Source organism: Acinetobacter sp. P1(2023) (genome assembly GCF_028367635.1).
GTDB lineage: Bacteria > Pseudomonadota > Gammaproteobacteria > Pseudomonadales > Moraxellaceae > Acinetobacter > Acinetobacter pittii_E.
In genome coordinates this window covers 86,493-112,260 of the sequence record NZ_JAQNDD010000010.1, presented here as the reverse complement: position 1 = coordinate 112,260, position 25,768 = coordinate 86,493, and the positions used below count along the sequence as shown (strand labels likewise).

Here is a 25,768-nt window from a genome sequence, read left to right as displayed (position 1 = left end):
ACAATCGGAGATTACAACAATGACTGACATCGTAATTGTAAATGGTGCTCGTACTGCCATGGGCGGTTTTCAAGGATCATTATCAGGACTTACAGCGCCTGAGTTAGGGGCTGTAACGATTAAAGAAGCAATCGCACGAGCAGGTTTACAACCTACTGATGTCGAAGAAGTCATTATGGGGTGTGTTCTTCCTGCAGGCTTAAAACAAGGCCCTGCTCGTCAAGCCATGCGTAAAGCTGGCTTACCAGATTCTACGGGTGCAGTGACAATTAATAAACTTTGTGGTTCTGGCATGAAGGCAGTCATGCAAGCTGCTGATATGATTAAAGCAGGTAGTGCTGAAGTAGTTGTTGCTGGCGGCATGGAGTCTATGACAAATGCACCTTACGTTTTACCAAAAGCACGAGCTGGCTACCGTATGGGCCATGGTGAAATCAAAGACCATATGTTCTTTGATGGGCTTGAAGATGCTGAAACTGGGCGTTTAATGGGTTCTTTTGCTCAAGATATGGCAAATACTCGTGGCTATACACGTGAACAAATGGATGACTTTGCGATTCGCTCTTTGAAGCGTGCTCAAACAGCAATTACTGAAGGCTATTTCAAAGATGAAATCGTTCCAGTTACCGTACCTAGTCGCAAAGGTGATATCGTTGTTGATCAGGATGAACAACCTTTAAATGCAAAGATTGACAAAATTCCTTCACTCAAACCAGCTTTTGCAAAAGACGGTACAATTACCGCGGCAAATGCGAGTTCTATTTCGGATGGTGCGTCTGCATTAGTATTAACTTCAAGTGATGTTGCTAAACAACGTGGTTTACAACCGCTTGCAAAAATTATCGCGACAGCTTCAAACTCACAGCATCCTTCAGAATTTACGATCGCTCCTGTGGGTGCTATCGAAAAAGTGCTTAAAAAAGCGGGGTGGAATGCTCAAGACGTTGACCTTTGGGAAATTAATGAAGCTTTTGCGATGGTTACCATGTGTCCAATCGATGACTTCAAACTTGATGCTGAAAAAGTCAATATCAATGGTGGTGCTTGTGCCCTAGGTCATCCTGTAGGTTCTACGGGTTCTCGTATTATTCTTACCCTTATTCATGCACTAAAACGTACTGGTGGTAAAAAAGGTATTGCTGCACTCTGTATTGGTGGTGGTGAGGCAACAGCAGTTGCAATTGAACTCATTTAATCCAAATTCATTATTTTAAAATCCCACTTCGGTGGGATTTTTTTTATGAAAAAACTACAAAAAATGACCCACAAAATCACTTTTAAGTTTTAACTTATTTTTTTAAACGAAAACAACAATGGACAATAACAATGCAACTCAATCACTATCTCAATTTCCAAGGTCAGGCAGAGCAAGCCTTTAATTTTTATAAATCAGTATTTGGCGGTGAATTCGCCATGTTGAGCCGTTATGGTGATATGCCCGCGCCTGAAGGTGTAACATTATCGGAAGCCGACAAAAATCTAGTTCTTCATGTTTCTCTACCAATTAATGAATACACTGTACTTATGGCTTCAGATACAAATGATCAATTCTGTGCCCCTAACAGCGTTTTTACCCAAGGAAATAATCACTACATCTCGATCAATCTTGAAAAAGATGAGCAAGAAAAAGCAAAACAGCTTTTTGATGCTTTATCTGTTAATGGTCAAATTGAAATGCCTCTAGAAAAAACATTCTGGGGTGCATTGTACGGCGCATTTACCGATCAGTTCGGTATAAAGTGGATGGTTAACTGCCAGCTTGATACCTAATATTTTCAATATTTAGCCCTTATAGAGATACTTAGTATTTCTATAAGGGCTTTAAACATCGATATTGGAATATTGCGCAATAATCATTAAACCAACCGTAATAAAGCCGATTCCTATCCACCCTGCAATATCAATATTCTGACCAAGAAAAATCTTTGCTAAAAAAGCCGTCGCTAATACACCTATTCCAGACCAAAGCACATATAAGATTCCAGCTTGCATATACTTCAAAGCAATAGCAGCGCAGGCAAAAGAAATAATATATAAAACCAGAGCAATGCCCTGAGCTGTTTTATTAACTAATCCATTCCCCTTAGCAGAATAAAATGTTGAGAGTACATCTGTCGCAATAGCAAAGAGTAGCCACCAAGCACCGGGATTTATTTTTGAAATTAAACCTAACATTATTGTTCTTCAGTTGAGTCATATAAAAATTATTTATAAAAAAAGCTGAACCGGAGTTCAGCCTTTATATTTTAAAGCTATTTAAGCACCAGTTTGATAACTTGCTTGCGGTACGGCTGTTGAAGCTTGATATGGACGAGTAAAGTCTTGCAAACCAGCTGCTGCTTCTTGCACATCTTTACCTTCTTTAATCACAAAACTGTCAAAACCTGAACGTTTTAAGTAGTTTAAAACATCCTTAAATACATCACCTGTTGCACGAAGTTCACCTTGGAAACCTTGGCGACGCAATAGTGCAGCGAATGAATAACCGCGCCCATCGCCAAAACCTGCGAACTCAATAAAGATTGCATCAAGTTCATTTAATGGAAATGTATGTTCTTCTGGTGAATCATTCACAGTTACATACAAAGCTTTTTTACCTTGAATGTTTGCCAATTGATCGAGTTGAGCTGTTGTTACAACAACATCACCTTGTGGAACAACACCATCTTCAGCAATGATTTGATAAGTATTATCTGCAATCGTGCCATCTTTATAAAGCACTGGTAGAGCTGTATTAAGCATATGCACGCTCCTTAAATGGTTGAATTCCTACACGGCGATATGTATCAACAAAACGCTCACCTTCAGTACGTAGATCAAGGTAAGTATTCAATACTTCTTCGATGACATCAGGCACAGCATCTGCTGCAAATGATGGCCCTAAGATGTCACCGATTGATGCATCATGGTCTGAATTGCCACCTAATGTAATTTGGTAGAATTCAGCACCCTTCTTATCTACACCTAAAATACCGATGTTACCTACATGGTGGTGACCACAAGCATTCATACAACCAGAAATATTGAGATCTAAATGACCAAGATCATAAACTTTGTCTAAGTCATCGAAACGGCGTGTAATGGCTTCAGCAATTGGAATTGATTTCGCATTTGCCAGTGAACAGAAATCACCGCCCGGGCAACTAATGATATCGGTAATAAAACCAATATGTGCACGCGCCATATTTTGTTGTTCAAGCGCTTGCCATACATCGAATAAATCTTTTTGAGGTACGTCAGCCAAAGCAATGTTTTGTTCGTGAGTAGTACGAAGTTCACCGAAAGTATATTTATCAGCAAGATCTGCAATAAAATTCATTTCTTCAGTGGTCATATCACCCGGTGCGATACCTGCACGTTTTAGAGAAATCGTAACAATTCGATAGCCCTTGACTTTATGCGCATGCGTGTTGATGTTGAACCACTGTTTGAATTTTGGATGCTCAGCAAATAAAGCTGTGAAGTCTTCATCCTCTAAATCTTGATAATCAAACGGTGTGAATTCTTCATCCAGTTTTTTCAAGATTTCTGGCTGAATTTTCAATGCTTCGCGTGTATGTTCGAATTCAGCTTCAACTTTCTGTGCAAACACTTCAGGCGTTAATGCTTTAACTAGAATTTTGATACGCGCTTTATATTTATTATCACGACGACCATGCAAGTTATAAACACGTAAAACCGCTTCTAAGTAAGCAATTAAATCTTCACGTGGTAAAAACTCACGAATGACGCTACCAATGATTGGGGTACGGCCTAAACCACCACCAGCCATAATTTTATAGCCGATCTCGCCCGCTTCATTACGTACGATATAAACACCAATATCGTGGAATGCAGTCGCCGCACGATCTTTTTCTTCAAGTGCAGAAACAGCAATTTTGAACTTACGTGGTAAGAAGGCAAATTCAGGGTGGAATGTACTCCACTGACGAATCAATTCACATGTTGGACGTGGATCTGCAATTTCACCAGCAACCACACCAGCATATTGGTCAGTTGTCGTATTACGAATACAGTTACCACTGGTTTGAATGGCATGCATTTGTACAGTTGCAAGTTCCGCCAAAATGTCTGGCACATCTTCAAGCGCAGGCCAGTTTAACTGAATGTTTTGACGTGTAGATACATGTGCGTAACCACGGTCATAAGCAGTTGAAACTTCAGCGACTTTACGTAATTGTTTAGAATTCATTAAGCCATACGGCACAGCAATACGCAGCATAGGCGCATAACGTTGCACATATAAACCATTTTGCAAACGTAATGGACGATATTCGTCTTCAGAAAGTTTGCCAGCTAAATAGCGTTCTGTTTGATCACGGAACTGAGCAACTCGTTCATTAACCAGCTGCTGGTCGAAATCGGTATATAAATACATGGCGTATGGCTAGTAGATTCATTATTAAGGCGGATAGCATAGCGAGCTTTTATTCATCAATAAAATGCTTTTTTTGCATATTTAATAACGGTTTTATTGATAAGCTTTAATACAAATCGACATAAAAAAGCCCGGATAAATCCAGGCCCTTTCTATAAAAGCTTTTTATTTGTTATCTGGTAAGGCATAAGCCACTAAATAGTCGCCCATTTTCGTACCAAATGAACCATGACCACCAGCCATGATGACAACATATTGTTTACCATTGATTTCATAAGTCATTGGTGTTGCTTGTCCACCAGCTGGTAAACGTGCTTCCCAAAGTTTCTTACCATTAGTGACGTTAAACGCACGTAAGTAGTTATCTTGAGTTGCACCAACAAACATGACATTACCGGCAGTAGAAATTGAACCACCTAAACCAGGCACACCAATTTTCACAGCTGGTAACTGGAACAAGTTCGGTAAGCTGTCACGGATTGTACCAATACGTTTTTTCCATACCACTTCATGAGTTTTTAAATCAACGCCAGCTACATAACCCCAAGCTGGTTGTTTACAAGGTAAACCAAGCGGAGATAAGAATGCGCTAATTTCTACACCATAAGGTACGCCGTACATCGGTTGTACGCCCTGCTCAGTTCCCGCACCTTTTGCAGTTTGCTCACGGTTTGGATCAGCCGGAATTAAACGGCTTACGAATGGCAAACCAATCGGGTTCATTACAGCAACTTGACGGTCAGGGTTAACCGACATACCGCCCCATTCAAATACACCTAAGTTACCAGGGAAAACTAAAGTACCGTTTTCAGATGGTGGAGTGTAAATACCATCGTAATTTAGACGTTTGAAAGATACACGACACATGAGCTGATCAAGCATAGTAGCACCCCACATGTCTTTATCAGTCAATTTGTCTTGTGGCGCCAAGTTCAAGTCAGAGAATGGCTGAGTTTTTGAGTAAAACTCACCTTTAGTTTGTGGTCCACGTTTAACTGTTTGTGGTACTGGTTTTTCAGTCACAGGAACAATTGGTTGACCATTACGGCGATCAAGAACAAAGGCATTACCTGTTTTTGTCAATACATAGATTGCAGGAACAGTTTGGCCAGCTTTGTTTTTAATATCAGCTAAAGATGGTTGTGATGGTACGTCCATATCCCATAAATCATGATGGGTTGTCTGGAAGTTCCACACTAATTTACCAGTAGATGCATTAATCGCTAACATTGAGTTTGCATAACGCTCTTTCAGCTCAGTACGGTCACCACCCCAGATGTCTGGTGTACCTACACCTGTTGGTACATAAACGATATCAAGTTTCGCATCGTATGCTAAAGGTGCCCACGCATTTGGTGAGTTATGAACAAAATTCGTACCTTCGCCCGGCATTGCATTTGGATCTGCTGCGCCAGTATCAAATACCCAAAGAAGTTTACCAGTGTTAACGTCGTAGCCACGAATTACACCAGATGGTTCTTTATTTGAGTAGTTATCGGTTACCGAACCAGCAATAACAACTGTTGAACCAGTTACGATACCAGGAGATGTCGGGTTGTAACCGCCTGGATACGCATATGGCATAAACTCTTGCAAGTTCACTTCACCATTTTGACCAAAGTCAGTACATGCTTTACCAGTGTCAGCATTCACAGCCACTAAACGACCATCATTCACTGGTACAAATACCTTACGCGGACATTGTGTAGAGCTAGATTTCTTGCTTTGGAGACTCTTTGCAAACTCAGTTGTATTGTTTGCATCGTAGTACATCACACCACGACAAGTTAAATGCTGGAACGATTTATCCGTTTTAAGCTTCGGATCAAAGCGCCATTTTTCTTTACCTGTCGCAGGATCAATCGCAATTAATTGCTGGTGAGCCGTACAGATAAACATGTTATTACCGATTTTAATCGGTGTAACCTGATTGGTCGTTTCGCCTGAGTCATTACCCGTTTTGAGATCGCCAGTACGTAAAGTCCAAGCAACTTTCAAGTCTTTTACGTTTTGATCGTTGATCTGTTTCAATGGAGAATAACGTTCACCAGCTTGAGTACGACCATAAGCAGGCCAGTCGCTCTCTGCAACGCCCGGAACGGCTTGAGCAGTTTCAGGCTGAGGAGTTTTAATTTCACCATTAATTTCTTGCGGATCATTGAAGATTGAATAAACCATCAACACGATTGCAATTGCTAAAGTTGAAGATAAAGCAACTTTACTTGATCCAAGGTTGTTGATTCCACGAGTTACAGCCGGAACCAATAACCATAAACCAAGAATACCTAAAATATCTAAACGTGGTGCAAGCGCCCAAAAGTCTGTTCCAACTTCCCAGACACTCCAGATAATAGTTCCTAGCATTAATGCAGCATAAACCCACAAAGCAGTAGAAGCACGCTTGTAGAGTTGCCATGCAACAATGAGGAGCAAGACTCCAGCTATAATGTAGTAAATTGAACCGCCTAATGTAGCGAGCCAAATACCTCCAATTAACAGGAATAACGCTAATAACCCAATAATAATTACGGTAAAAGTCGTTAAACCTGATCTTGAAGTAGGTTGATTCATAAACCACCTCTTATCAATCATCATTTTTATAGGAAAGATATGCCGAGTTTCTAATTAAAAATCGACATTACCCATACATCTAAAACAAAATTCAGGCATAAAGAAAAAAACGGAAGGTCAGGATACTTCAATCAATGAGTTAGCCCTCGACAATCCGTTTTTTCGGAGTAATTACGCTTAGAATGCGGTTGAGAATTTAATGCCGCCTACCCAAGTGTTATCACCATTTTTTAATGCACCAACATGACGAACATATTGCACATTTGGACGAATAGTTAACCAGTTCGTCGCATGAATACCGTAGTAAAGCTCGGTATTATATTCGGTGTCATATTCTTTAGTTTGAACATCGTTCCAATCATCATTGATATGGATACGAGCCACACCGAGCGCCAACTCATCTTGAGGACGTTGATTAAGCAAACCTTTATAGACTAAGCCTACATTTTGCATATTATCAATTTTGTTGGTGTCAGAGTCGTGGAAAGTCAGGTTTACAAAACCTGTTAAACCGCGATCTGTTTGATCAGCAGGCTGAAATAATTTTTGTTTTGCAGTTACCCACACACCTTGTTTATGAGAGTTTTTGGTTTCATCTGCAATTTCTTTGGCGTCAGCAGTGCTGTAGTAATAACCTAAACGGTATTCACCCGCCATACTTTGAGCACCTAATTTAGGTGACCAAACCACTTCGGCAGGAATAATTGCACCGTGAGAACCATCAGTACTTAAGTTAAAACCTTTGCCTCGCTCCAGATTTTCCGGGTTGTATTCATATACACCAACTTGGGTATATAAGTCAGGCTGCAAGTTATATTTAACACGCATTGCCCATTGGCTGACCGGCCAGTTATACCACTGATCGCCCACCCAGTTACCGACTTGCGAACCACAAAGTGCCAAGTTCTGGAAATCACAATCAAAACTATTAAAGTCTTCACCCTCACCAAAACGACCGACTTTAACATCTAATTTTTGATCCATGAATTTTTTCTTAATCCACAAATCAGTTAAACGCCAAGTTTGCTCACGCCCCCACACTTCTTGTACTGAGCTTAAGTGCCCTGCTAAAGCTGGTGAATGTTCAGAAAGCGACTGCCCATCACGATAAGTTAATGTGATTTGAGCTTCAGTATCTTGCCAACCTAAAATTTTATTTAGGTCAAAATGAGTTCCTAATGCCAGTTGCCCCGTATAAGCACTACCATGCGTAGATGTATTTTTTGAATCTAAAATACCGGCATATTCGCCGGTATATCCAAAAGAAAAATCATAACCTTGTGCTTGTAACGCAGTGCGTTGACCGTTCCAATCACCCAACATCCAAGGACTATTTGGGTCGAATGCAGCAGCAGCTTGTGCATGCTGTATAAAAAGAGTAATTGATAAAACGGATAAACAGGAAGCCATCAAGGATTTATGTGTTTTCATGTTTACATACCTTTTATGTCTTTGTTTATAAAGGGTACGCTAATTTTATGTAAAGAAATTATTCAAAATGTTAATCGATTGATTAATCTAATAATAATTTTAATACACATTGTATAAGAAACGGCCTTGGCTCTTTACCAGCGTCCTTCACCAAGTTTCTGACCAATAAAGGAATATCTCATTTTTGATCTTGAAAACTTAATTGGACAAGCCAATTGTGGTTCTGTATCCGTCGCATTATTTTGCAAAGGTACATCCACAATCCATCCACGTTCTTGTGCTAAAGGCGAGTTTAGGGACTCAGATAGGCTTAAAACAGGTTCTACACATACATCAAGATTTGCGAAAATTTCATGCCATTCTTTAAATGTTTTGCTTTTAATTTTCTCTTGAATTGCTTGTTTAACTTCCTGTCTGTCTTCTACATCCAAAGAAGCACCTTTTTGTAATAATAAAGGTAAATCAAGAGCTACTGACAAACCAGACATAAACTGTGGCTCAAGACTACCTATTGAAAGATAACGCCCATCTTGAGTCATATAATAGTCATAGAAAATGCCACCATTGAGCATGCCATGCTCAGGAGCCTGTTCAACTTGTGCCGCAAGTGTAGCGGATGCGGCCATACTATTGAGGCTAGCAACACAATCAGTCATAGAAATATCAATATATTGCCCCATTCCACTACGTCCGCGTTCGACGACCGCAGCCAAGATCGCAATGACCGCATGAAGTGAACCACCCGCAATATCTGCAACTTGTATACCGAGCGGAGGCGGACCGCTGTCTTGTCGACCACTATATCCAGCAATACCAGCTAAAGCTAAATAGTTTATGTCATGCCCAGCTCTGTCTTTATAGCTTCCTGTTTGTCCGTATCCTGTAATTGAACAATAAATGAGACGCGGGTTAATTTCGGCAAGTGTCGCATAGTCTAATCCGAGACGGCGCATGACATCTGGTCGGAACTGCTCTATAACAATATCAAACTCAGAAATTTTGGCTTTAATCAGATCAATACTCGTCTTATCCTTTAAATCCAGAACAATCGACTGTTTATTTCGGTTTAGATAACTATGTGCCGTTGCTTGACCATTTGCATATGGCGGCATGATTCGGATTAAATCAGGACGTGATGGAGATTCGATATGGATGACTTCGGCTCCCATATCGGCCAGATACATTGTTGCAAAAGGTCCTGGTAAGAGCGTCGAGAAATCGAGAACTTTAAGTCCATTTAATGCTGTCGTCATCGTATTTTTAACCACTATTATTCGAATTTTCTTTTATATTAGTTAAGCAAATATAGTAAAACAATGTCATGTTCAGCCATTTACCTTGATCATTTCGGCAATTTAACATGTAAAAAGTGCTTTTACTCTGTTGTAAATCGCCAATTTATTTTTTTAGACGGTCATTTAGGTCAATTTAAAGTGAACATCAAAGAGACTGAAGGATTCAATATGAGTCGCGATACGATTAGCATCCACTTCGTGAATGCGGCTTTGACAGGCGTAAAACGCCTTGGCATGGATGTTGAAATGCTCCTTTCACATGTGGGTATTGAAGCAGAATTATTACGTCAACCTAAAGCTCGAATCTCACCAGAACAATACACTCGTTTTATAAAAATGTTGTGGATGGTCACACAGGATGAACACGTTGGATTTGACGTACAACCACGTCGTCTGGGCACTTTTGCCATTATGTGTCAGTTGATTATTCACGCAAAAACATTAGGTCAAGCCCTTGAACTATCATCTCAATTTTATAAATTATTTGGCGATGAATGGTCGGTAACACTAGAACGTGACAAACACGAAGCACGTCTCGTTCCTCTCATTCCAAAAACTTTAGATCCAGATCATTTCATTACCGAAAGTATGCTTATGATTTGGCACGGTCTAGCATCATGGCTCATTGAACGCCGTTTGCCATTAGAGCGTGTTCATTTTAGCTATCCACGCCCTGCACATGCAGATGAATATGACGCATTATTTTTTGCACCAGTCATGCAGTTTGATGCACCGCGTACTGAAATAACCTTTGCAGCTGATTATCTTGATTTGCCAATCCGTCAAGATGAAAAAACGCTGGAAGAGTTCTTAAAAGCAGCACCTGCTCAGCTTTTAGTAAAATTCAAAAATACCAACTCGCTAACTTCTCGTATTCGTGAAGTACTCAAAAGCCAGATTGGTGAAGAAATGCCAACGCTTAATGACGTTGCATCAATGTTGTATTTATCTCCTCAAACCTTACGTCGTCGCTTGGCTGCCGAAGGTAAAAGCTATCAAGGCGTAAAAGACGCCTTACGTCGAGATGCTGCAATTCATTTATTACTCAACCCTGAATTAACACTTGAAGATGTTGCTCAACAAGTCGGTTTTAGTGAAACCAGTACGTTCCACCGTGCATTTAAAAAATGGACGGGAGTAACTCCGGGCTTATATCGTCAACTACACGGTTACCATTAATACTTAAATCTATTTAGCTTTACATTTAGCCCAAGTTCAACTTGGGCTTTTTTGTATTTCTATTGGCAAAAATCATCACCTGATGGGTGCGCTTATCGTCATTGCACTCGCTATTAAAACCAGTACACTCAAAACACAACAAAGTTTAAGTAATAAAAAAGGAACTGCTATGAGCGAGGCTTATATTATTGATGCCATTCGCACCCCACGCGGAAAAGGAAAAAAAGATGGCTCTCTTTATGAAGTAAAACCAATCACATTACTGACCACCTTATTAAATGAATTACAGCAGCGCCATCAACTTGATACATCTAAAGTTGACGATATTGTTTTAGGCTGTGTAACACCAATTGGCGACCAAGGTGGTGATATTGCTAAAACAGCAGCGATTGCAGCAGGTTGGAACGATGATGTTGCTGGGGTGCAAATCAATCGTTTTTGTGCATCAGGTTTAGAAGCAGTCAACATGGCAGCAATGAAAGTCCGCTCTGGTTGGGAAGATTTAGTGGTTGCTGGTGGCGTTGAATCAATGTCACGCATTCCAATGGGTTCTGATGGTGGGCCTTGGGCTTTAGACCCAGAAACAAACCTTAAGTCATCATTTGTTCCACAAGGCATTGGGGCCGACCTCATTGCAACCTTAGATGGCTATAGCCGTGAAGATATCGATAATTTTGCTGTGAAGTCACAACAAAAAGCGGCAGCGGCTCAATCAAATGGTTATTTCAATCACTCAGTTGTGCCAGTAAAAGATCACGCCGGCGTGGTGATTTTAGATAAAGATGAATTTATTAAAGGCAACACCACACTCGAAGGTTTAACGAAGCTCAACCCAAGTTTTGAAATGATGGGGCAAATGGGCTTTGATGCAGTGGCTTTACAAAAATATCCTGAAGCACAAAAAATCAATCATGTTCATCACGCAGGTAACTCATCAGGCATTGTCGATGGAGCAGCTGTAGTTTTATTGGCTTCTGAAAAAGCGGTAAAAGAACAAAATTTAAAACCGCGCGCTAAAGTTTTGGCGACTGCCCTAGTCGGTACTGACCCAACTATCATGCTAACAGGACCTGCTCCTGCCGCACGTAAAGCTTTAGAAAAAGCTGGCCTCACGATCGATGATATTGACCTATTTGAAGTCAACGAAGCATTTGCGGCGGTTGTTATGCGTTTTATTAATGAGCTCAACGTTCCTGTTGAAAAAGTCAACGTAAATGGCGGCGCGATTGCTTTAGGCCATCCATTAGGAGCAACAGGTGCCATGATTTTAGGCACACTACTTGATGAGCTTGAACGACAAGATAAAAAGCGCGGTTTAGCAACGCTCTGTGTGGGCGGTGGAATGGGTATTGCCACCATTATTGAACGCGTATAAAAATTAGGGATATAAAAGATGAGTGCAATTCAATACGAAAAAAATGCCGACAATATTGTCATTTTAACGCTTGATTCAACAGGTCAATCTGCAAACACCATGAATGCCGAGTTCCGTGACTCGCTCGATGAAGCGACTCAGAAACTTAAAGCAGAAACAGAACTTTCAGGTGTTATTTTCCGTTCAGCTAAAAAAACTTTCTTTGCAGGCGGTGACCTAGATGAGCTGATTCAAGTTCAGCCGGAACATGCGACTGACTTTTTTAATATGGTTGAAAAGCTAAAAGGTCATTTACGTACAATTGAAACGCTAGGGATTCCAGTTGTTGCAGCATTAAATGGCACAGCACTTGGCGGCGGTTGGGAAATCGCATTAAGTTGCCATCACCGTATTGCAATCAATGACCTGAAAAGCAAATTTGGCCTACCAGAAGTCACTTTAGGTTTGTTACCAGGCGGCGGCGGTATTGTGCGTATGGTACGTCTGCTTGGGCTTCAAAATGCGTTCCCATTTTTAATGGAAGGCAAACAGTTCGGTATTGATAAAGCAAAATCTTTAGGTTTAATCCATGACACAGCTGAAAATGAACAAGAGCTGTTAGATAAGGCAATTGCTTGGATCAAGGCCAATCCAAAATCTCAGCAGCCTTTTGATGTAAAGGGTTATAAAATTCCGGGTGGCGATCCAAAAACTCCAGCAGTTGCACAAGTTCTTGCCATTGCACCAGCCATGTTAAAAGACAAAACCAAAGGCTGCTACCCTGCTCCTGAAGCGATTATGGCTGCCGCAGTTGAAGGTGCTCAAGTCGATGTCGATACCGCCTTGCGTATTGAGTCTCGCTACTTTACTCAACTAGCAACAGGCCAAATCTCTAAAAATATGATCGGCACTTTCTGGCATGGTTTAAATGCAATTAAGTCTGGTGCAAGCCGCCCTGCCGACGTTGCAAAATGGCAAGCCACTAAAGTGGGTGTATTGGGTGCAGGCATGATGGGTGCGGGCATTGCTTATTCAACCGCAATTAAAGGCATTCCTGTTGTACTTAAAGATGTATCAGTTGAAAATGCTGAGAAAGGCAAAGCTTACTCACAAAAACTCTTAGATAAACGTGTTTCACAAGGCCGCATGACCGCAGAAAAACGTGATCAGGTTTTATCGCTCATCACAGCTACTGCTTCAGCAGCAGATCTACAAGGCTGTGATTTAATTATTGAAGCGGTATTTGAAAACCAAGAGCTCAAAGCGAAAGTTACTCAAGAAGCTGAACAATACTTAGCTGCGAATGGCGTAATGGCTTCCAACACCTCAACCCTACCAATTACAGGTTTAGCTCAAGCAAGTAAGGATGATAAAGCGTTTATCGGTCTCCACTTCTTTAGCCCTGTCGACAAAATGCAGTTGGTCGAAATTATTAAAGGTAAAAATACCTCCGCAGAGACACTTGCTAAAGCCTACGACTTTGTACAACAAATTGGAAAAACACCAATTGTCGTTAATGACAGCCGAGGTTTCTTTACAAGTCGTGTGTTTGGTACTTTTATTCAAGAAGGCATGCGCTTGCTTGCCGAAGGCGTCCATCCAGCGCGCATTGAAATGGCTGCACTGAAAGCAGGTATGCCAGTTGGACCACTTGCGATTCAAGATGAAGTATCTTTAACCTTAACTGAGCATGTTGCCAGTGAAGCACGTAAAGCCCTACAAGCCGAAGGAAAAGATTTACCGAAAACTTCTGTAGATGAAGTGGTTCACACCATGATTCATGAATTAAACCGTAAAGGTAAAGCTGCTGGTGCTGGTTTCTATGACTATCCTGAAAATGGCAAAAAGCACCTTTGGGAAGGCTTAAACCGCTGGAAAAAAGATCATGACATTTCTGAACAAGATATGATTGATCGCATTCTGTTTGTACAAGCGCTGGATACCTTACGTTGTTATGAAGAAGGTGTATTAGAGTCTGTAATTGATGCCAATGTCGGTTCTATTTTTGGAATTGGTTATGCACCTTGGACGGGAGGAGCAATTCAATTCCTAAATCAGTATGGTACTGATAAAGCACAAAAACGTGCCGAAGAATTGGCTGCAAAATATGGTGAACGTTTTACCCCACCTGCCTTACTAAAAGCCAAAGCTGAGCAGAAACATAATATTCAATAACTTAGACGTACTGAATATTCAAAAACTGCATAAACCTTACCCATATAAATATATTTTATTTATATGGGTTTTTCTTTATAACCTTTAAGATTTCAGCCCCCACCTAAATATGCTATAAATAGACTTCATTTTTGTGCTTCTACAGCACATTCGAGAAATCCTTATGTCCGATAAAAATTCTTCCGAGTCAGCAATTTTAGGCTGGAAATTTGTTCTGATCGTTGGTGTCTTAAGTGCGATTTTCCTTGGTTTTTTCTATTTAGCGATGAGTAATGAACCTGACTATATGCCAGGTGCACAGCGTAAAGCTCAACAAGAGCAAATGCAGCAAAAGGCTGAACACTCTACTGAGCAACACGCTCAACATAGTGACAATATGCCTGAAATGGATATGCAAGAACACAAGCAATCAACTCAGTAATTAGATATTTTTCAAATGACAGATTTTTCCCGTAATGCACTGGTTGTAGAAGGTGGAGGCATGCGCGGTGCCTTTACCAGTGGTGTACTTGACGCGTTTTTACAACAACAGTTCAACCCTTTCGATTTATATGTTGGTGTATCATCTGGCTCAACCAATGTCGCCAACTACTTAGCAGGCCAGCAAGGCCGCACGCTAACCTTTTATATTGATCATTCACTCCGTCCAGAATTCATCGATTACAAACGCTTTTTTAAAGGCGGCGATTTACTTGATTTAAAATGGATGTGGGAAATTGGTGAGCAAGAGCACCCACTTGATCAACAAAGTCTTTTTGCCAAAAATCCAGATTTTTATATGGTATTGACCCATGCCAAAACGGGTCATGCGGAATATCTTCGTGCAGGTAAAGATAATTTACTCAATGCACTTCGTGCTTCTAGCTCAATTCCTGTTTTAACGCGTCATCCTGTTGATATTATGGGTGAACCATATTTTGATGGTGGTGTTGCAGATGCTTTACCCGTTCGCTGGACGGCTCAGCAAAGTGGCGTCAAAAAACTGTTAGTTTTACGCACTCGCCCGAAAAACTACTTCAAGGCAAGTAGTCGAGGTGATCAACTCCTCGCAAAATATGCTTTTAAACATCATTATGGTTTTGCAAATAGTTTGCGTAGCCGCTGTGCTCGTTATAACGCTTCAGTAGATTTTGTTCGTGGTGAAAATCCAGATCAACAAATTTTAGAAGTGTGTCCACCGCCACTTAAAAATATGGCTGGCCGTTTAACGACCAATCCGAAAAAGCTTCGCTACAGTTATGAAGTTGGTTTAGAGACTGGCTTACAAGCCATCGAAAGTTGGAATGCAATGAAATAAATTAAAATTGAGATTTCTAAAAAGAAGTCTCAATTTAATTCTAAAACCATATCAATATGTGGAATGCCGCAGTCTTGGTAAACCTCGCCTTGTACTTTAAAGCCTAAAGCTTCGTAAAAAGCGGTCACATAGGTTTGCGCCGAAAGCTTTAAGTAAGGCAATTTATGATGACGCGCATATTCAATAATATGCTGCATTAAAATTTTACCTATACCCTGCTTTCGATAAGGCATTAAAACAGCAACACGCCCTACGCTATGCTGCGGTAATAGACGTGCTGTAGCGATAGGCTGTTCTTTGTCATAGACAATAAAATGCAAAACTATGGCATCCAAGTCATCCCATTCATCTTCAGGTGCAATTCCCTGTTCTTGAATAAAGACTTGCTCACGGATGTATTTCGCATCTTTTTCAAGTTGTTCCCAACCACTCTCTATAATTTTATACATCCGCTCACCGTCCTAGCACTTGCAGCCAATATTTTCGATTGGTAACTGATCTTGTAACAGCAATTCTAGTGAGTGTTTCTTAATTCCATACATTTCTTTCAATGCTTGGATTTGAGCCATAATCTTGGCATCAGGTTGTGAAACATTTTTACGCTTTGTTGCCAAAATCATTTTGTTTTTACTGGTATGTTCAAGCGATACAAACTCAAACACTTTGGTTTCATAGCCATACGCTTTTAAAAGTAACGCACGTAAAGTGTCGGTCAGCATCTCGGCTTGTTGCCCAGCATGAATACCAAACTGTAGCATTGGCTGTAAAACTTCTGGGCTATGTAATTGTGGGCGCAACTCTTTGTGACAACATGGTGCGCACATAATCATCGAAGCGTTTAAACGAATTCCAGTATGAATAGCAAAATCAGTCGCAATATCACAAGCGTGTAAAGCAATCATGACGTCTAGCTTTTCCGGTTGATAACTGCGTACATCACCTTCAAAAAAGTCTAAATGGTTAAAATGCACTTTGTCTGCAACACTTTGGCAAAACTCCACCAAATTACGACGCAGCTCTACACCCGTAATGAGGGGTGTTTTCTGTTGTTGTTGCAGATAATCATACAAAGCAAAAGTTAAATAACCTTTCCCTGAACCAAAATCGACAATGCGTAACTCTTGTTGAGATGCATCAATCTGTTCATAAGCACTCGCAAAAATTTCGATAAATTTATTAATCTGTTTCCATTTACGAGCCATGCTTGGAATGACTTGAGCTTTTTCATCAGTAATACCCAGCTCTTTTAAAAATGCATTCCCCTGCTGTACATAGCGCTGCTTTTCACGGTCATGTGACTGAACCGTTTGTGTCGCATTTACCGCCTGCTTTTTACCCATATTCAATATGGCTTTTTTCTTATTTTTTTTAAGTTGAATTTCTTGAGTAGTCGAAAATAAGTTTGCTTGCTTACACTGAGTGATTAATTGCTCAATCTGTTGCAAGCCTTCTTCAAATGAATAGTTTTTAGTCACATCTTGGGTGGTATAGTGATATAAAGCTGAAAGCTGTTTTTGTCCATGTAGCTCTACAATACGGAAAGTAATTTTTTCCAGCTGCGCCAACTCTCCCTTATATTGGCTCAAGATCAATCGCTCAAAAGCTTGTTGGTCAAGCATTTGCTTGATTTCATGAAAAAATTGCTGTTCTTGCTCAAAGGAGAAAACCGACACGGATATACCTAAAAATGAAGACTCATATAAAATAGAAGTTTAAAGGGTCTAGGATTAAAAATAAAATAACTTTACGACTGTTTTGTATTTCTATACATTTGTATTTTTAATCAAAAAAATTAAAGTTATGAGTAAATCTGTGTTGGAAACTTACGATCCAAAAGAAGAACTATTTAATGCTTATAGTCATGGCGCTGGTGTTGTTATGGCAGTCGTAGCTTCTATCTTTTTAATTATAAAAGGATCTTATCTTTCCACTGCTCAGTGGGTGGGTTTATGGGTATATTCATTTAGTCTTATTTTAGTTTTTACCAGCTCGACACTCTATCATTTTGCTCAAACCCAAAACCTGCGCTACTGGTATAAAAAACTCGACCATACAGCCATTTACTATTTAATTGCCGGTACCTATACCCCGTTCTTGAGCATCGCGATTCCTACACAAAAAGCTCATATTTTGCTTATTGCACTTTGGAGCATTGCTGCAATTGGTACACTTTTCAAGTTAGTTTTCATTCATCGCTTTCAGAAAATTTCTTTACTTGCTTATATTCTTATGGGGTGGCTTGCTGTTTTTGTTATGGATGATATGCGTACTTATTTAAGCAAAGATGCATTGATTTTCTTAATCATTGGCGGATTAGCTTATACGGTTGGAGCATTGTTTTACGCGTTAAAAAAGGTAAGATATACCCATGCGATCTGGCATATTTTTGTGCTTTTAGGTGCAGGGGCACATTTTCTTGCCATCTATTGGTACATAGTTTAATCCATTTTTCACTCATATTCAGTGATCCTGAAAGAGTCATGGATGATGTTCTTTCACGCTATTCTTTGAGAAAAATATGTCTTTAAAAAGAGTAGTAATTAAAAATAAATTTTAACTTATATAAGGACTTATATGGAGTCAACCTCTGCGACTGCTGCTCCTGTAGTAGCCACTAATTCAAAGACACGAGTTTTGTTTGCAAGCTTAGTCGGTACAACCATTGAGTTTTTCGACTTTTATATCTATGCAACAGCTGCCGTAATTATCTTTCCACACCTATTTTTCCCTGCTAGTAGTGGCAGTGCCGCAGTCTTACAATCTCTGGCAACCTTTGCAATTGCCTTTATTGCTCGCCCTATTGGTGCTGCACTATTCGGCCATCTCGGAGACCGTATTGGCCGAAAAGCAACTTTAGTTGCAGCTTTACTGACCATGGGTATTTCGACCGTATGTATTGGTTTGCTTCCAACCTATGCCCAAATCGGAATTGTCGCACCATTACTATTAGCCGTTTGTCGTTTAGGACAAGGTCTAGGCTTGGGCGGTGAATGGAGTGGCGCAGTATTATTAGCGACTGAAAATGCCCCAGAAGGTAAAAGAGCATGGTATGGCATGTTTCCACAGCTAGGTGCTCCAATTGGCTTTATTCTAGCAACAGGTTCTTTCTTATTATTAAGTGCAGTTATTCCTGAGCAAGCATTCATGCAATGGGGCTGGCGCATTCCATTTATTGCCAGTGCTGTATTGGTTATTGTTGGCTTATACATTCGCTTAAAGCTTCATGAAACTCCAGCTTTCCAAAAGGTTTTAGATAAGCAAAAAGAAGTTAATATTCCATTTAAAGAAGTCTTAACCAAACATACTGGTAAACTTATTCTTGGCACAGTTGCAGCAATTTGTACCTTTGTCGTGTTCTATCTTACTACCGTATTTGCTTTAAACTGGGGAACCACAAAGCTTGGCTATGCACGTGGTGAATTCTTAGAACTTCAACTCTTTGCTACACTTTGCTTTGCCGCATTCATTCCTTTATCGGCTATTTTTGCAGAAAAATTTGGTCGTAAAACAACTTCTATTGGCGTTTGTATTGCTGCTGCGATTTTCGGCTTGTTCTTCTCTAGTATGTTAGAGTCTGGAAATACCTTAATCGTCTTCCTTTTCTTATGTACTGGCTTGGCAATTATGGGCTTAACCTATGGTCCAATTGGTACAGTTCTTTCTGAACTTTTCCCAACTTCAGTTCGTTATACAGGTTCAGCATTAACTTTTAACTTGGCTGGTATTTTTGGTGCATCTTTTGCCCCACTCATTGCGACTAAGCTTGCTGAAACTTATGGTTTATATGCGGTTGGTTATTATCTTACTGCTGCATCACTTTTATCACTCATCGCGTTCTTACTCATTCGTGAAACAAAAAATGATGATGTAAATAACCAGATTTAAAGTTTTAAAAACACCCCATAAAAAAGCCGGTTCAAAATTGAACCGGCTTTTTCATACATATATGTCTTAATTCATTGTTGCTGGATTCGAAGGAGCCATACTATTTGATACAGCTGGAGCTGTAACATTGCTTGCTGCAACAGCTGCTGGTCCTGCTACAGCTGCTTCACCGATTAAAGCCACTTTTGCTTTTTCTTGGCTCTTTACAGAGAGAGCTGGGTTAGTTGCCACAATACGATTGATGTTTGCTGAGTTTGCTGGAGCAATCGCAGTAGTTTGTAAAATAATTGGGCGATTATTTGTGTTTCCCAACGTATAGCGAATACCGGTACGTGGGCTAATCACTGTAGTATTTTCTTGCTTCACTACAGCTTGAGCCGAAGTTGGGCCTTTTGCTGCAAGAACTTTATCAACTGTTGTCGTTTGAGGGGCTGAAGCTGTTTCTGCTGCGAAAACAAAACTAGGCACAGCAAGAACAGTTAAAAATAAAGGTTGTAATACTTTTTTCATTGTCTTTCCAACATACACTCTGGATGAGAAGTAAATATCATTTAATGCTTAAAACTGCAAACATTATTCACAGGCTTACTACAAACATAAAAAAAGCAGAACAATTGTTCTGCTTTTTTGTGAAGGCAGATTAGATCTTACCGTGACATTGCTTATATTTTAGTCCTGAACCACATGGACATGGCGCATTGCGACTTTCTGGAACAGGGAAAGTTTGCTGATCGGCAGACTCGTTCATGGTTTCTTGAGAAAGTGTAACTTCACCAGTTAAACCATCTACATCATCATGTTCAAAAGAAAGCTTCATTGATTCAGCTTGCTGCTGCTGTTGAGCTTCCATTTCTGCAAGTTCTTCTGGTGTTGGGATATGTACACGAGACAAATCAGTCACAACATCAGTTTTAATAATACCCAACATATTTACAAACAGGTTGAAAGCTTCTTTCTTATATTCCTGTTCAGGATTTTTTTGCGCATAGCCACGTAAGTGAATACCTTGACGCAAATAATCCATTGCAGCTAAGTGATCTTTCCAATGGCGATCAAGAGAGTTTAAAACGAAATGACGTTCAAGCATTGCTGCCGATTCATCACCCATTTGAGCACGGCGCTGACGATAACGCTCAATCACTTCATCGCTAATGCGCTCAACTAAACCTTCTTCATCTAAACGACGATCTTGGTCTAACCATTGTTGAATTGGCAGCTCAATACCTAAATCAATACGTAAAGCATTTTCTAAACCTTCCACATCCCACTGGTCATGAATTGACTCTGGTGGAATAAAGTTAGCAATCATGCCTTGCATCACTTCACGATGCATTTCTTCAACATATTCTTTTAAGGTATTTTCAGCTAATACTTCATCACGTTGTGAATAAATAATCTTACGCTGTTCATTATTCACATCATCGTATTTCAATAAGTTTTTACGAATATCGAAGTTACGTGCTTCAACTTTACGCTGAGCATTCTCAATCGAACGGCTCACCATTTTATGTTCAATCGCTTCGTCTTCTTTCAAACCCATCGCGCGCATCATACCAACAACACGGTCGCCTGCGAAAATACGCATAAGGTCATCTTCAAGAGACAAATAGAAACGAGAAACACCAGGGTCACCCTGACGACCGGCACGACCACGTAACTGGTTATCAATACGACGTGATTCATGGCGTTCAGAACCAATGATGTGCAAACCACCCGCTTGCAATACATCTTCGTGGTCCTGCTCCCATTGTGCTTTTAAACGTGCTTCATCTTCTGCAGTTGGATTCTCTAGTTTGGCAAGCTTAGCTTTCCAGTTACCACCCAAGATAATGTCCGTACCACGACCAGCCATGTTAGTAGCAATCGTTACTGCATTCGGGCTACCCGCCTGAGCAATAATGTCAGCTTCACGCTCATGCTGCTTTGCATTCAACACTTCATGATGAATACCAGCTTGCATTAACTTAGAAGATAAAATTTCACTGGCTTCAATCGTTGCCGTACCAATCAGAATCGGAGCAACACCTTGCTGACGAATATTCATAATTTCTTGAATAATCGCGTTATATTTGCCGTTACGGTTTAAATAAATTAAATCGTTTTGGTCGTTACGAATCATTGGACGATGCGTTGGAATAATCACAACATCAAGGCCGTAAATTTCTTTCATTTCCGCAGCTTCAGTATCAGCAGTACCTGTCATACCTGAAAGCTTTTTATATAGACGGAAATAGTTCTGGAATGTTGTTGTCGCTAAAGTTTGGTTTTCAGGCTGAATTTCCAAGCCTTCTTTTGCTTCAACAGCTTGATGTAAACCTTCTGACCAACGACGACCCGGCATCGTACGACCCGTATGTTCATCAACAATAACCACTTCACCATCATGAATAATATAGTGAACATCGCGTTGGAACAGGAAATGCGCACGGATAGCAGCCGACACATGATGGACAAGATTTAGGTTTGTTGCTGAATATAAGCTTTCGCCTTCGGCCAACAAGCCCATTTGAATAAGTTCTTGTTCAACAGTTTCATAACCGATTTCGGTCATTTCAACTGAACGCTGCTTTTCATCAATCCAGAAATGCCCACCATCTGCTACTTTTTCTTCTTTTTGCGGATGTAATTTAGGTGGAATCGTATTGATTGCACTGTAGAGGTGTGAAGAATCTTCACTTTGACCAGAAATAATTAATGGTGTACGTGCCTCATCAATCAAGATGGAGTCAACTTCATCGATAATGGCATAGTGCAAACCACGTTGTTTCTTTTCTGCTAAAGAAAACACCATGTTGTCACGAAGGTAGTCAAAACCAAATTCGTTATTAGTACCGTAAGTAATATCGGCAAGGTAAGCTGCCGCTTTTTCTGACGGACCTTGCATTGAATAAATCGTACCAATTGATAGACCCAAAAACTCAAATAATGGGCGGTTCAACTCGGCATCACGCTGTGCCAAATAATCGTTCACAGTAATGACATGTACACCTTGGCCACTTAAAGCATTTAAATAACATGCCAAAGTACCCATGAGGGTTTTACCTTCACCAGTACGCATCTCGGCAATCTTACCTTCATGTAAGGTAATACCACCAATTAACTGAACGTCATAGTGACGCATACCCATTACACGTTTAGCGGCCTCACGACACACTGCAAATGCTTCTGGAAGTAATTTATCTAAACTTTCGCCATTATTATAACGTTGTTTGAATTCTGGAGTTTTTGCAGATAAGTCTGCATCGCTTAAAGCTGATATCGTCGGCTCGAGCGCATTGATTTGCTCAACAATTTTGCGCATGCGTTTGAGTTCACGCTCATTTTTTGTACCGAAGATACCTCCGATCAGACTTGCCAACATGGATAAACTCTCTAAATCTTGCTTGGTCAAATGAATAAACTTTTTCTCAGTCGTTTATTATGGTGCCAGAAATTTGAAGTACAAGGGGTTTGCACAAAACCCCTAAAAAAAATCTGATAGTTAGATAAACGGTTTTTCATTCATCTAATCTCCCCTTAATGTGCCGAGCACCAAAAACACACCATTAACGCTCATCGATTAAGCATAACTTCCGAGAAATCTAATTTAGCAAATTTACCTTAAAGTTACATTGATTAAGCAGTTAAAATAATGAGTTTTAGTCATATATATTTACACTTATATAAAAAATTCATAATAAAATACAAAAACAATAATTTTAATCATAAAGTAAATGCTGCATATTCTTTTGATCGAATAACAAATTATGAGCAATTGAGGAACGATCATGACACTACGATTAGGAGATACTGCTCCCGATTTTCAACAAGAATCGAGCGAAGGCACAATTAATTTTTATGATTTTTTAGGGGATAGTTGGGGGATTTTATTTTCGCATCCGGCTGACTATACCCCCGTATGTACAACTGAGTTAGGTTACACAGCAAAATTAAAAGATGAATTTACGAAGCGTAATGTTAAAGCGATTGCTTTGTCAGTAGACGATGTAGAGTCTCATAAAGGCTGGATCAACGATATTAATGAAACACAAAATACAACTGTCAACTTCCCTATCATTGCGGATAAAGACCGGAAGGTATCTGAGCTCTACGGTTTCATCCACCCTAATGCCAGTGAAACTTTGACAGTGCGCTCATTAGTGATTATCGATCCTAACAAAAAAGTTCGCTTAATCATTACCTACCCTGCTTCAACTGGCCGAAATTTTAATGAAGTCTTACGTGTTGTTGATTCTTTACAATTAACAGATAAGCATAAAGTCGCTACACCAGCGAATTGGCAGCAGGGTGAAGATGTCGTTATTGTGCCATCACTTAAAGATGAACAAGAAATTAAACAGCGCTTCCCTAAAGGGTATACAGTGGTTAAACCTTATTTACGCCTTACACCACAGCCTGAAAGCAATAAAACCGACTAAAGGTTTTATTGCTTGCAAGACAAACGAAGTGCGTAGGCAGGCTTCTGAAAGACTCCCTGCAAAATAAGCAAAGCGCGTAGGCACACATCTTAAAGATTCCCTACAAGACAAACGCAGTGCGTAGGCAAACATTTGAAAAGTTCCCTACAAGACAAGCAAAGCGCGTAGGCACAAGAGGTTAAATATCACACCCTAAAAAGTCATCCAACGCGGTGGCTTTTTTATTTATGTATTGAATACTCATGGTTTTTATTGTTCAGATCAGTTATAACTCGAACCGATTCGGTAAAAAAATAAAAATCATGATCTATAAAATTCATCATTTAAAGTGTGGCAGCATGTGCCCGGTTTGTGCCCCATTGTTTGGACAAAAGGGTTTCCTAGCTGAGGTAATCTGTCATTGCCTTCTGGTTGAAACTGATCGAGGCTTAGTACTTATCGATACGGGCTTTGGCTTGCAAGACTACTTACATATGAAGCAGCGCTTAGGCTCATTAGTGAAACGTCTAGGCAAGATTGAGCATAATCTTGAATTTAGCGCGATCCAGCAAATCCAAAAGCTCGGATTTAGCCCTAAAGATGTACAGCACATCTTTGTTACTCATCTTGATTTTGATCATGCAGGTGGAATCTCAGATTTTCCTCATGCCACAGTCCATGTTTTAGCATCAGAGTATAACGCAGCCCAACTTCCAAATTTTAAAGGCAAACTTCGCTATAGAACCAATCAATATAAAGATCATCGATATTGGAACTTTGTTGAATATCAAAAAGGTGAAGCATGGTTTAACCTCGAAAAAGTAAAAGGATTTCCCCTATTTCAAGATGAAATTTTAATGGTACCGCTCCTAGGCCATTCGGCTGGACATTGTGGTATTGCTATAAAGCAACAAAATCAATGGTTATTATTTTGTGGAGATGCTTACTACTCACACCGAGAGTTAAACCCTAAAAATAAATTAAGATCGCTCAGTCTGCTGGAAAAAACATTTGCAGAGGATAATGAAAAACGTATTTTCAACCTCAAACGCTTACAGCATTTAGCTCAACATGAGCCAACAATTGAAATAATTTGTGCTCACGACCCTGATGAGCTGAAACGGTATCAAATATGAAGAAATTATCGCTCCTTACACTTGTGATCTGTATAAATCTACAAGGCTGTATGCAGCACGAAAGTATTGCCCATGAGCATCGACCACAAGATTGGGGAAGCTTAGTTTCTCAACCCCATAACTTTTACCAAATTAGTAATGATGTTTTTCGCAGCGAACAACCAAATGCTGCCATGATTTCAGAATTAAAGAAGAATCAAATTGGAACGATCATTAATTTAAGGGCCAAAGACGTAGATACTTTAGTTTTTAAAAATGAAAATTTTAATCTTGTACATATTCCTATCAACACATGGGCAATTGACCGACAAGATTTATTAGAAGTCATGCAACAAATCAAAATTGCTAAGCAGAATGATCAACGCGTTTTATTGCATTGTTACCATGGTTCAGATCGTACAGGGGCCAGCGTTGCCATGTATCGCATTATTTTTGAAAATTGGGCAATTGATGATGCCGTTAAAGAAATGAAACACGGTGGTTATGGTTATCATATTATTTGGAAGAACATTGACCGGTTATTTACCCCTGAAAATGTAAGATGGATTCAACAACAACTGTCGAATTCCAACAGTTAAAGCCTCGAGTGCATTTGCATACAAACCCAATTATTAGGCAAATAAATTGGCTCAATCACCCACTTATTTATCGTTTTCATTTTTAGCAAATA

Annotated in this window: 22 protein-coding genes; 12 read left to right on the top strand and 10 right to left on the bottom strand. The window is 39.9% G+C overall.

Features of this window, described 5'->3' with window-relative positions; translation table 11 throughout:
* Positions 1-19 precede the first annotated feature (19 nt).
* Positions 20-1,195 (top strand): thiolase family protein, encoded by a 1,176-nt coding sequence (locus tag POD11_RS14625; RefSeq protein ID WP_262457663.1) that lies wholly within the window; start codon positions 20-22, stop codon positions 1,193-1,195.
* A gap of 131 nt (positions 1,196-1,326) precedes the next feature.
* Positions 1,327-1,770 carry a VOC family protein gene (locus POD11_RS14620; RefSeq protein ID WP_016143436.1) on the top strand — a complete coding sequence of 148 codons (444 nt, stop codon included), beginning with the start codon at positions 1,327-1,329 and terminating at the stop codon, positions 1,768-1,770.
* 51 nt (positions 1,771-1,821) lie between these two features.
* Here the strand turns inward: POD11_RS14620 and POD11_RS14615 are convergent, their stop codons facing one another.
* From POD11_RS14615 to POD11_RS14590, 6 genes are all read right to left on the bottom strand, one after another.
* Positions 1,822-2,175 carry a DMT family transporter gene (locus tag POD11_RS14615; RefSeq protein WP_016143103.1) on the bottom strand — a complete coding sequence of 118 codons (354 nt, stop codon included), beginning with the start codon at positions 2,173-2,175 and terminating at the stop codon, positions 1,822-1,824.
* 81 nt (positions 2,176-2,256) lie between these two features.
* A complete protein-coding gene (locus tag POD11_RS14610; RefSeq protein ID WP_016143102.1) occupies positions 2,257-2,742 on the bottom strand; it encodes a DUF934 domain-containing protein in 486 nt (161 codons plus the stop codon).
* Positions 2,735-4,378, bottom strand: coding sequence for a nitrite/sulfite reductase (locus POD11_RS14605; RefSeq protein ID WP_016143101.1), 1,644 nt, complete (start codon positions 4,376-4,378; stop codon positions 2,735-2,737). The genes POD11_RS14610 and POD11_RS14605 overlap by 8 nt, the downstream gene beginning before the upstream one ends.
* Positions 4,379-4,543: 165 nt before the next feature.
* Positions 4,544-6,949, bottom strand: a complete 2,406-nt coding sequence (locus POD11_RS14600; protein WP_262457662.1) for a glucose/quinate/shikimate family membrane-bound PQQ-dependent dehydrogenase — start codon at positions 6,947-6,949, stop codon at positions 4,544-4,546.
* Between the two features lie 177 nt (positions 6,950-7,126).
* A complete protein-coding gene (locus POD11_RS14595) occupies positions 7,127-8,359 on the bottom strand; it encodes a carbohydrate porin (RefSeq protein ID WP_080612991.1) in 1,233 nt (410 codons plus the stop codon).
* A gap of 155 nt (positions 8,360-8,514) precedes the next feature.
* On the bottom strand, positions 8,515-9,633 hold the full coding sequence (locus tag POD11_RS14590; protein ID WP_016143098.1) for a CaiB/BaiF CoA transferase family protein: 1,119 nt from the start codon (positions 9,631-9,633) through the stop codon (positions 8,515-8,517).
* Positions 9,634-9,843: 210 nt separating this feature from the next.
* Between POD11_RS14590 and POD11_RS14585 the strand changes: the two genes are divergently transcribed.
* From POD11_RS14585 to POD11_RS14565, 5 genes are all read left to right on the top strand, one after another.
* On the top strand, positions 9,844-10,854 hold the full coding sequence (locus POD11_RS14585) for an AraC family transcriptional regulator (RefSeq protein WP_002116561.1): 1,011 nt from the start codon (positions 9,844-9,846) through the stop codon (positions 10,852-10,854).
* A 169-nt stretch (positions 10,855-11,023) separates the two neighbouring features.
* Positions 11,024-12,229: an acetyl-CoA C-acetyltransferase gene (locus tag POD11_RS14580; protein ID WP_262457661.1), complete on the top strand. Its 1,206-nt coding sequence runs from the start codon at positions 11,024-11,026 to the stop codon at positions 12,227-12,229.
* Between the two features lie 18 nt (positions 12,230-12,247).
* Positions 12,248-14,383: a 3-hydroxyacyl-CoA dehydrogenase NAD-binding domain-containing protein gene (locus POD11_RS14575; protein ID WP_262457660.1), complete on the top strand. Its 2,136-nt coding sequence runs from the start codon at positions 12,248-12,250 to the stop codon at positions 14,381-14,383.
* A gap of 163 nt (positions 14,384-14,546) precedes the next feature.
* Positions 14,547-14,804: a hypothetical protein gene (locus tag POD11_RS14570; RefSeq protein WP_001280981.1), complete on the top strand. Its 258-nt coding sequence runs from the start codon at positions 14,547-14,549 to the stop codon at positions 14,802-14,804.
* A gap of 15 nt (positions 14,805-14,819) precedes the next feature.
* Positions 14,820-15,680, top strand: coding sequence for a patatin-like phospholipase family protein (locus tag POD11_RS14565; protein ID WP_262457659.1), 861 nt, complete (start codon positions 14,820-14,822; stop codon positions 15,678-15,680).
* A gap of 29 nt (positions 15,681-15,709) precedes the next feature.
* Here POD11_RS14565 and POD11_RS14560 read toward each other — a convergent pair whose 3' ends face one another.
* Together POD11_RS14560 and POD11_RS14555 are read right to left on the bottom strand one after the other, a co-directional pair.
* Positions 15,710-16,129 carry a GNAT family N-acetyltransferase gene (locus POD11_RS14560; RefSeq protein ID WP_239975428.1) on the bottom strand — a complete coding sequence of 140 codons (420 nt, stop codon included), beginning with the start codon at positions 16,127-16,129 and terminating at the stop codon, positions 15,710-15,712.
* Positions 16,130-16,141: 12 nt separating this feature from the next.
* Complete coding sequence (locus POD11_RS14555; protein WP_262457658.1) at positions 16,142-17,353, bottom strand: class I SAM-dependent methyltransferase; 1,212 nt, start codon at positions 17,351-17,353, stop codon at positions 16,142-16,144.
* Between the two features lie 127 nt (positions 17,354-17,480).
* Here POD11_RS14555 and trhA point away from each other — a divergent pair, with 127 nt between their 5' ends.
* Positions 17,481-18,122: a PAQR family membrane homeostasis protein TrhA gene (gene trhA / locus POD11_RS14550; RefSeq protein ID WP_262457657.1), complete on the top strand. Its 642-nt coding sequence runs from the start codon at positions 17,481-17,483 to the stop codon at positions 18,120-18,122.
* A 132-nt stretch (positions 18,123-18,254) separates the two neighbouring features.
* A complete protein-coding gene (locus POD11_RS14545; RefSeq protein ID WP_016143091.1) occupies positions 18,255-19,565 on the top strand; it encodes an MFS transporter in 1,311 nt (436 codons plus the stop codon).
* 66 nt (positions 19,566-19,631) lie between these two features.
* Here the strand turns inward: POD11_RS14545 and POD11_RS14540 are convergent, their stop codons facing one another.
* Both POD11_RS14540 and secA read right to left on the bottom strand, forming a co-directional pair.
* Entirely contained in the window at positions 19,632-20,075 is a 444-nt protein-coding gene (locus POD11_RS14540) for a hypothetical protein (protein WP_262457656.1), read from the bottom strand.
* A 130-nt stretch (positions 20,076-20,205) separates the two neighbouring features.
* Positions 20,206-22,926 carry a preprotein translocase subunit SecA gene (gene secA / locus POD11_RS14535; protein ID WP_224992728.1) on the bottom strand — a complete coding sequence of 907 codons (2,721 nt, stop codon included), beginning with the start codon at positions 22,924-22,926 and terminating at the stop codon, positions 20,206-20,208.
* Between the two features lie 406 nt (positions 22,927-23,332).
* On the opposite strand from secA, the gene POD11_RS14530 reads away from it, so the two are divergent.
* The 3 genes from POD11_RS14530 to POD11_RS14520 all read left to right on the top strand — a co-directional run bounded on the left by POD11_RS14530 (position 23,333) and on the right by POD11_RS14520 (position 25,676).
* Positions 23,333-23,983 carry a peroxiredoxin gene (locus POD11_RS14530; RefSeq protein ID WP_262457655.1) on the top strand — a complete coding sequence of 217 codons (651 nt, stop codon included), beginning with the start codon at positions 23,333-23,335 and terminating at the stop codon, positions 23,981-23,983.
* 302 nt (positions 23,984-24,285) lie between these two features.
* A complete protein-coding gene (locus tag POD11_RS14525; RefSeq protein ID WP_262457696.1) occupies positions 24,286-25,098 on the top strand; it encodes an MBL fold metallo-hydrolase in 813 nt (270 codons plus the stop codon).
* The gene (locus POD11_RS14520; RefSeq protein WP_262457654.1) at positions 25,095-25,676 is read left to right on the top strand and encodes a dual specificity protein phosphatase family protein; all 582 of its coding nucleotides are present in this window, start codon (positions 25,095-25,097) and stop codon (positions 25,674-25,676) included. Before POD11_RS14525 ends, POD11_RS14520 begins: the two co-directional genes overlap by 4 nt.
* Positions 25,677-25,768: the final 92 nt, after the last annotated feature.

Bases quoted from the DNA above. Each gene is read 5' to 3' on its own strand.
- POD11_RS14625 (WP_262457663.1), top strand. From the start codon at position 20: ATGACTGACATCGTAATTGTAAATGGTGCTCGTACTGCCATGGGCGGT.
- POD11_RS14620 (WP_016143436.1), top strand. From the start codon at position 1,327: ATGCAACTCAATCACTATCTCAATTTCCAAGGTCAGGCAGAGCAAGCC.
- POD11_RS14615 (WP_016143103.1), bottom strand. From the start codon at position 2,175: ATGTTAGGTTTAATTTCAAAAATAAATCCCGGTGCTTGGTGGCTACTC.
- POD11_RS14610 (WP_016143102.1), bottom strand. From the start codon at position 2,742: ATGCTTAATACAGCTCTACCAGTGCTTTATAAAGATGGCACGATTGCA.
- POD11_RS14605 (WP_016143101.1), bottom strand. From the start codon at position 4,378: ATGTATTTATATACCGATTTCGACCAGCAGCTGGTTAATGAACGAGTT.
- POD11_RS14600 (WP_262457662.1), bottom strand. From the start codon at position 6,949: ATGAATCAACCTACTTCAAGATCAGGTTTAACGACTTTTACCGTAATT.
- POD11_RS14595 (WP_080612991.1), bottom strand. From the start codon at position 8,359: ATGGCTTCCTGTTTATCCGTTTTATCAATTACTCTTTTTATACAGCAT.
- POD11_RS14590 (WP_016143098.1), bottom strand. From the start codon at position 9,633: ATGACGACAGCATTAAATGGACTTAAAGTTCTCGATTTCTCGACGCTC.
- POD11_RS14585 (WP_002116561.1), top strand. From the start codon at position 9,844: ATGAGTCGCGATACGATTAGCATCCACTTCGTGAATGCGGCTTTGACA.
- POD11_RS14580 (WP_262457661.1), top strand. From the start codon at position 11,024: ATGAGCGAGGCTTATATTATTGATGCCATTCGCACCCCACGCGGAAAA.
- POD11_RS14575 (WP_262457660.1), top strand. From the start codon at position 12,248: ATGAGTGCAATTCAATACGAAAAAAATGCCGACAATATTGTCATTTTA.
- POD11_RS14570 (WP_001280981.1), top strand. From the start codon at position 14,547: ATGTCCGATAAAAATTCTTCCGAGTCAGCAATTTTAGGCTGGAAATTT.
- POD11_RS14565 (WP_262457659.1), top strand. From the start codon at position 14,820: ATGACAGATTTTTCCCGTAATGCACTGGTTGTAGAAGGTGGAGGCATG.
- POD11_RS14560 (WP_239975428.1), bottom strand. From the start codon at position 16,129: ATGTATAAAATTATAGAGAGTGGTTGGGAACAACTTGAAAAAGATGCG.
- trhA (WP_262457657.1), top strand. From the start codon at position 17,481: ATGAGTAAATCTGTGTTGGAAACTTACGATCCAAAAGAAGAACTATTT.
- POD11_RS14545 (WP_016143091.1), top strand. From the start codon at position 18,255: ATGGAGTCAACCTCTGCGACTGCTGCTCCTGTAGTAGCCACTAATTCA.
- POD11_RS14540 (WP_262457656.1), bottom strand. From the start codon at position 20,075: ATGAAAAAAGTATTACAACCTTTATTTTTAACTGTTCTTGCTGTGCCT.
- secA (WP_224992728.1), bottom strand. From the start codon at position 22,926: ATGTTGGCAAGTCTGATCGGAGGTATCTTCGGTACAAAAAATGAGCGT.
- POD11_RS14530 (WP_262457655.1), top strand. From the start codon at position 23,333: ATGACACTACGATTAGGAGATACTGCTCCCGATTTTCAACAAGAATCG.
- POD11_RS14525 (WP_262457696.1), top strand. From the start codon at position 24,286: ATGATCTATAAAATTCATCATTTAAAGTGTGGCAGCATGTGCCCGGTT.
- POD11_RS14520 (WP_262457654.1), top strand. From the start codon at position 25,095: ATGAAGAAATTATCGCTCCTTACACTTGTGATCTGTATAAATCTACAA.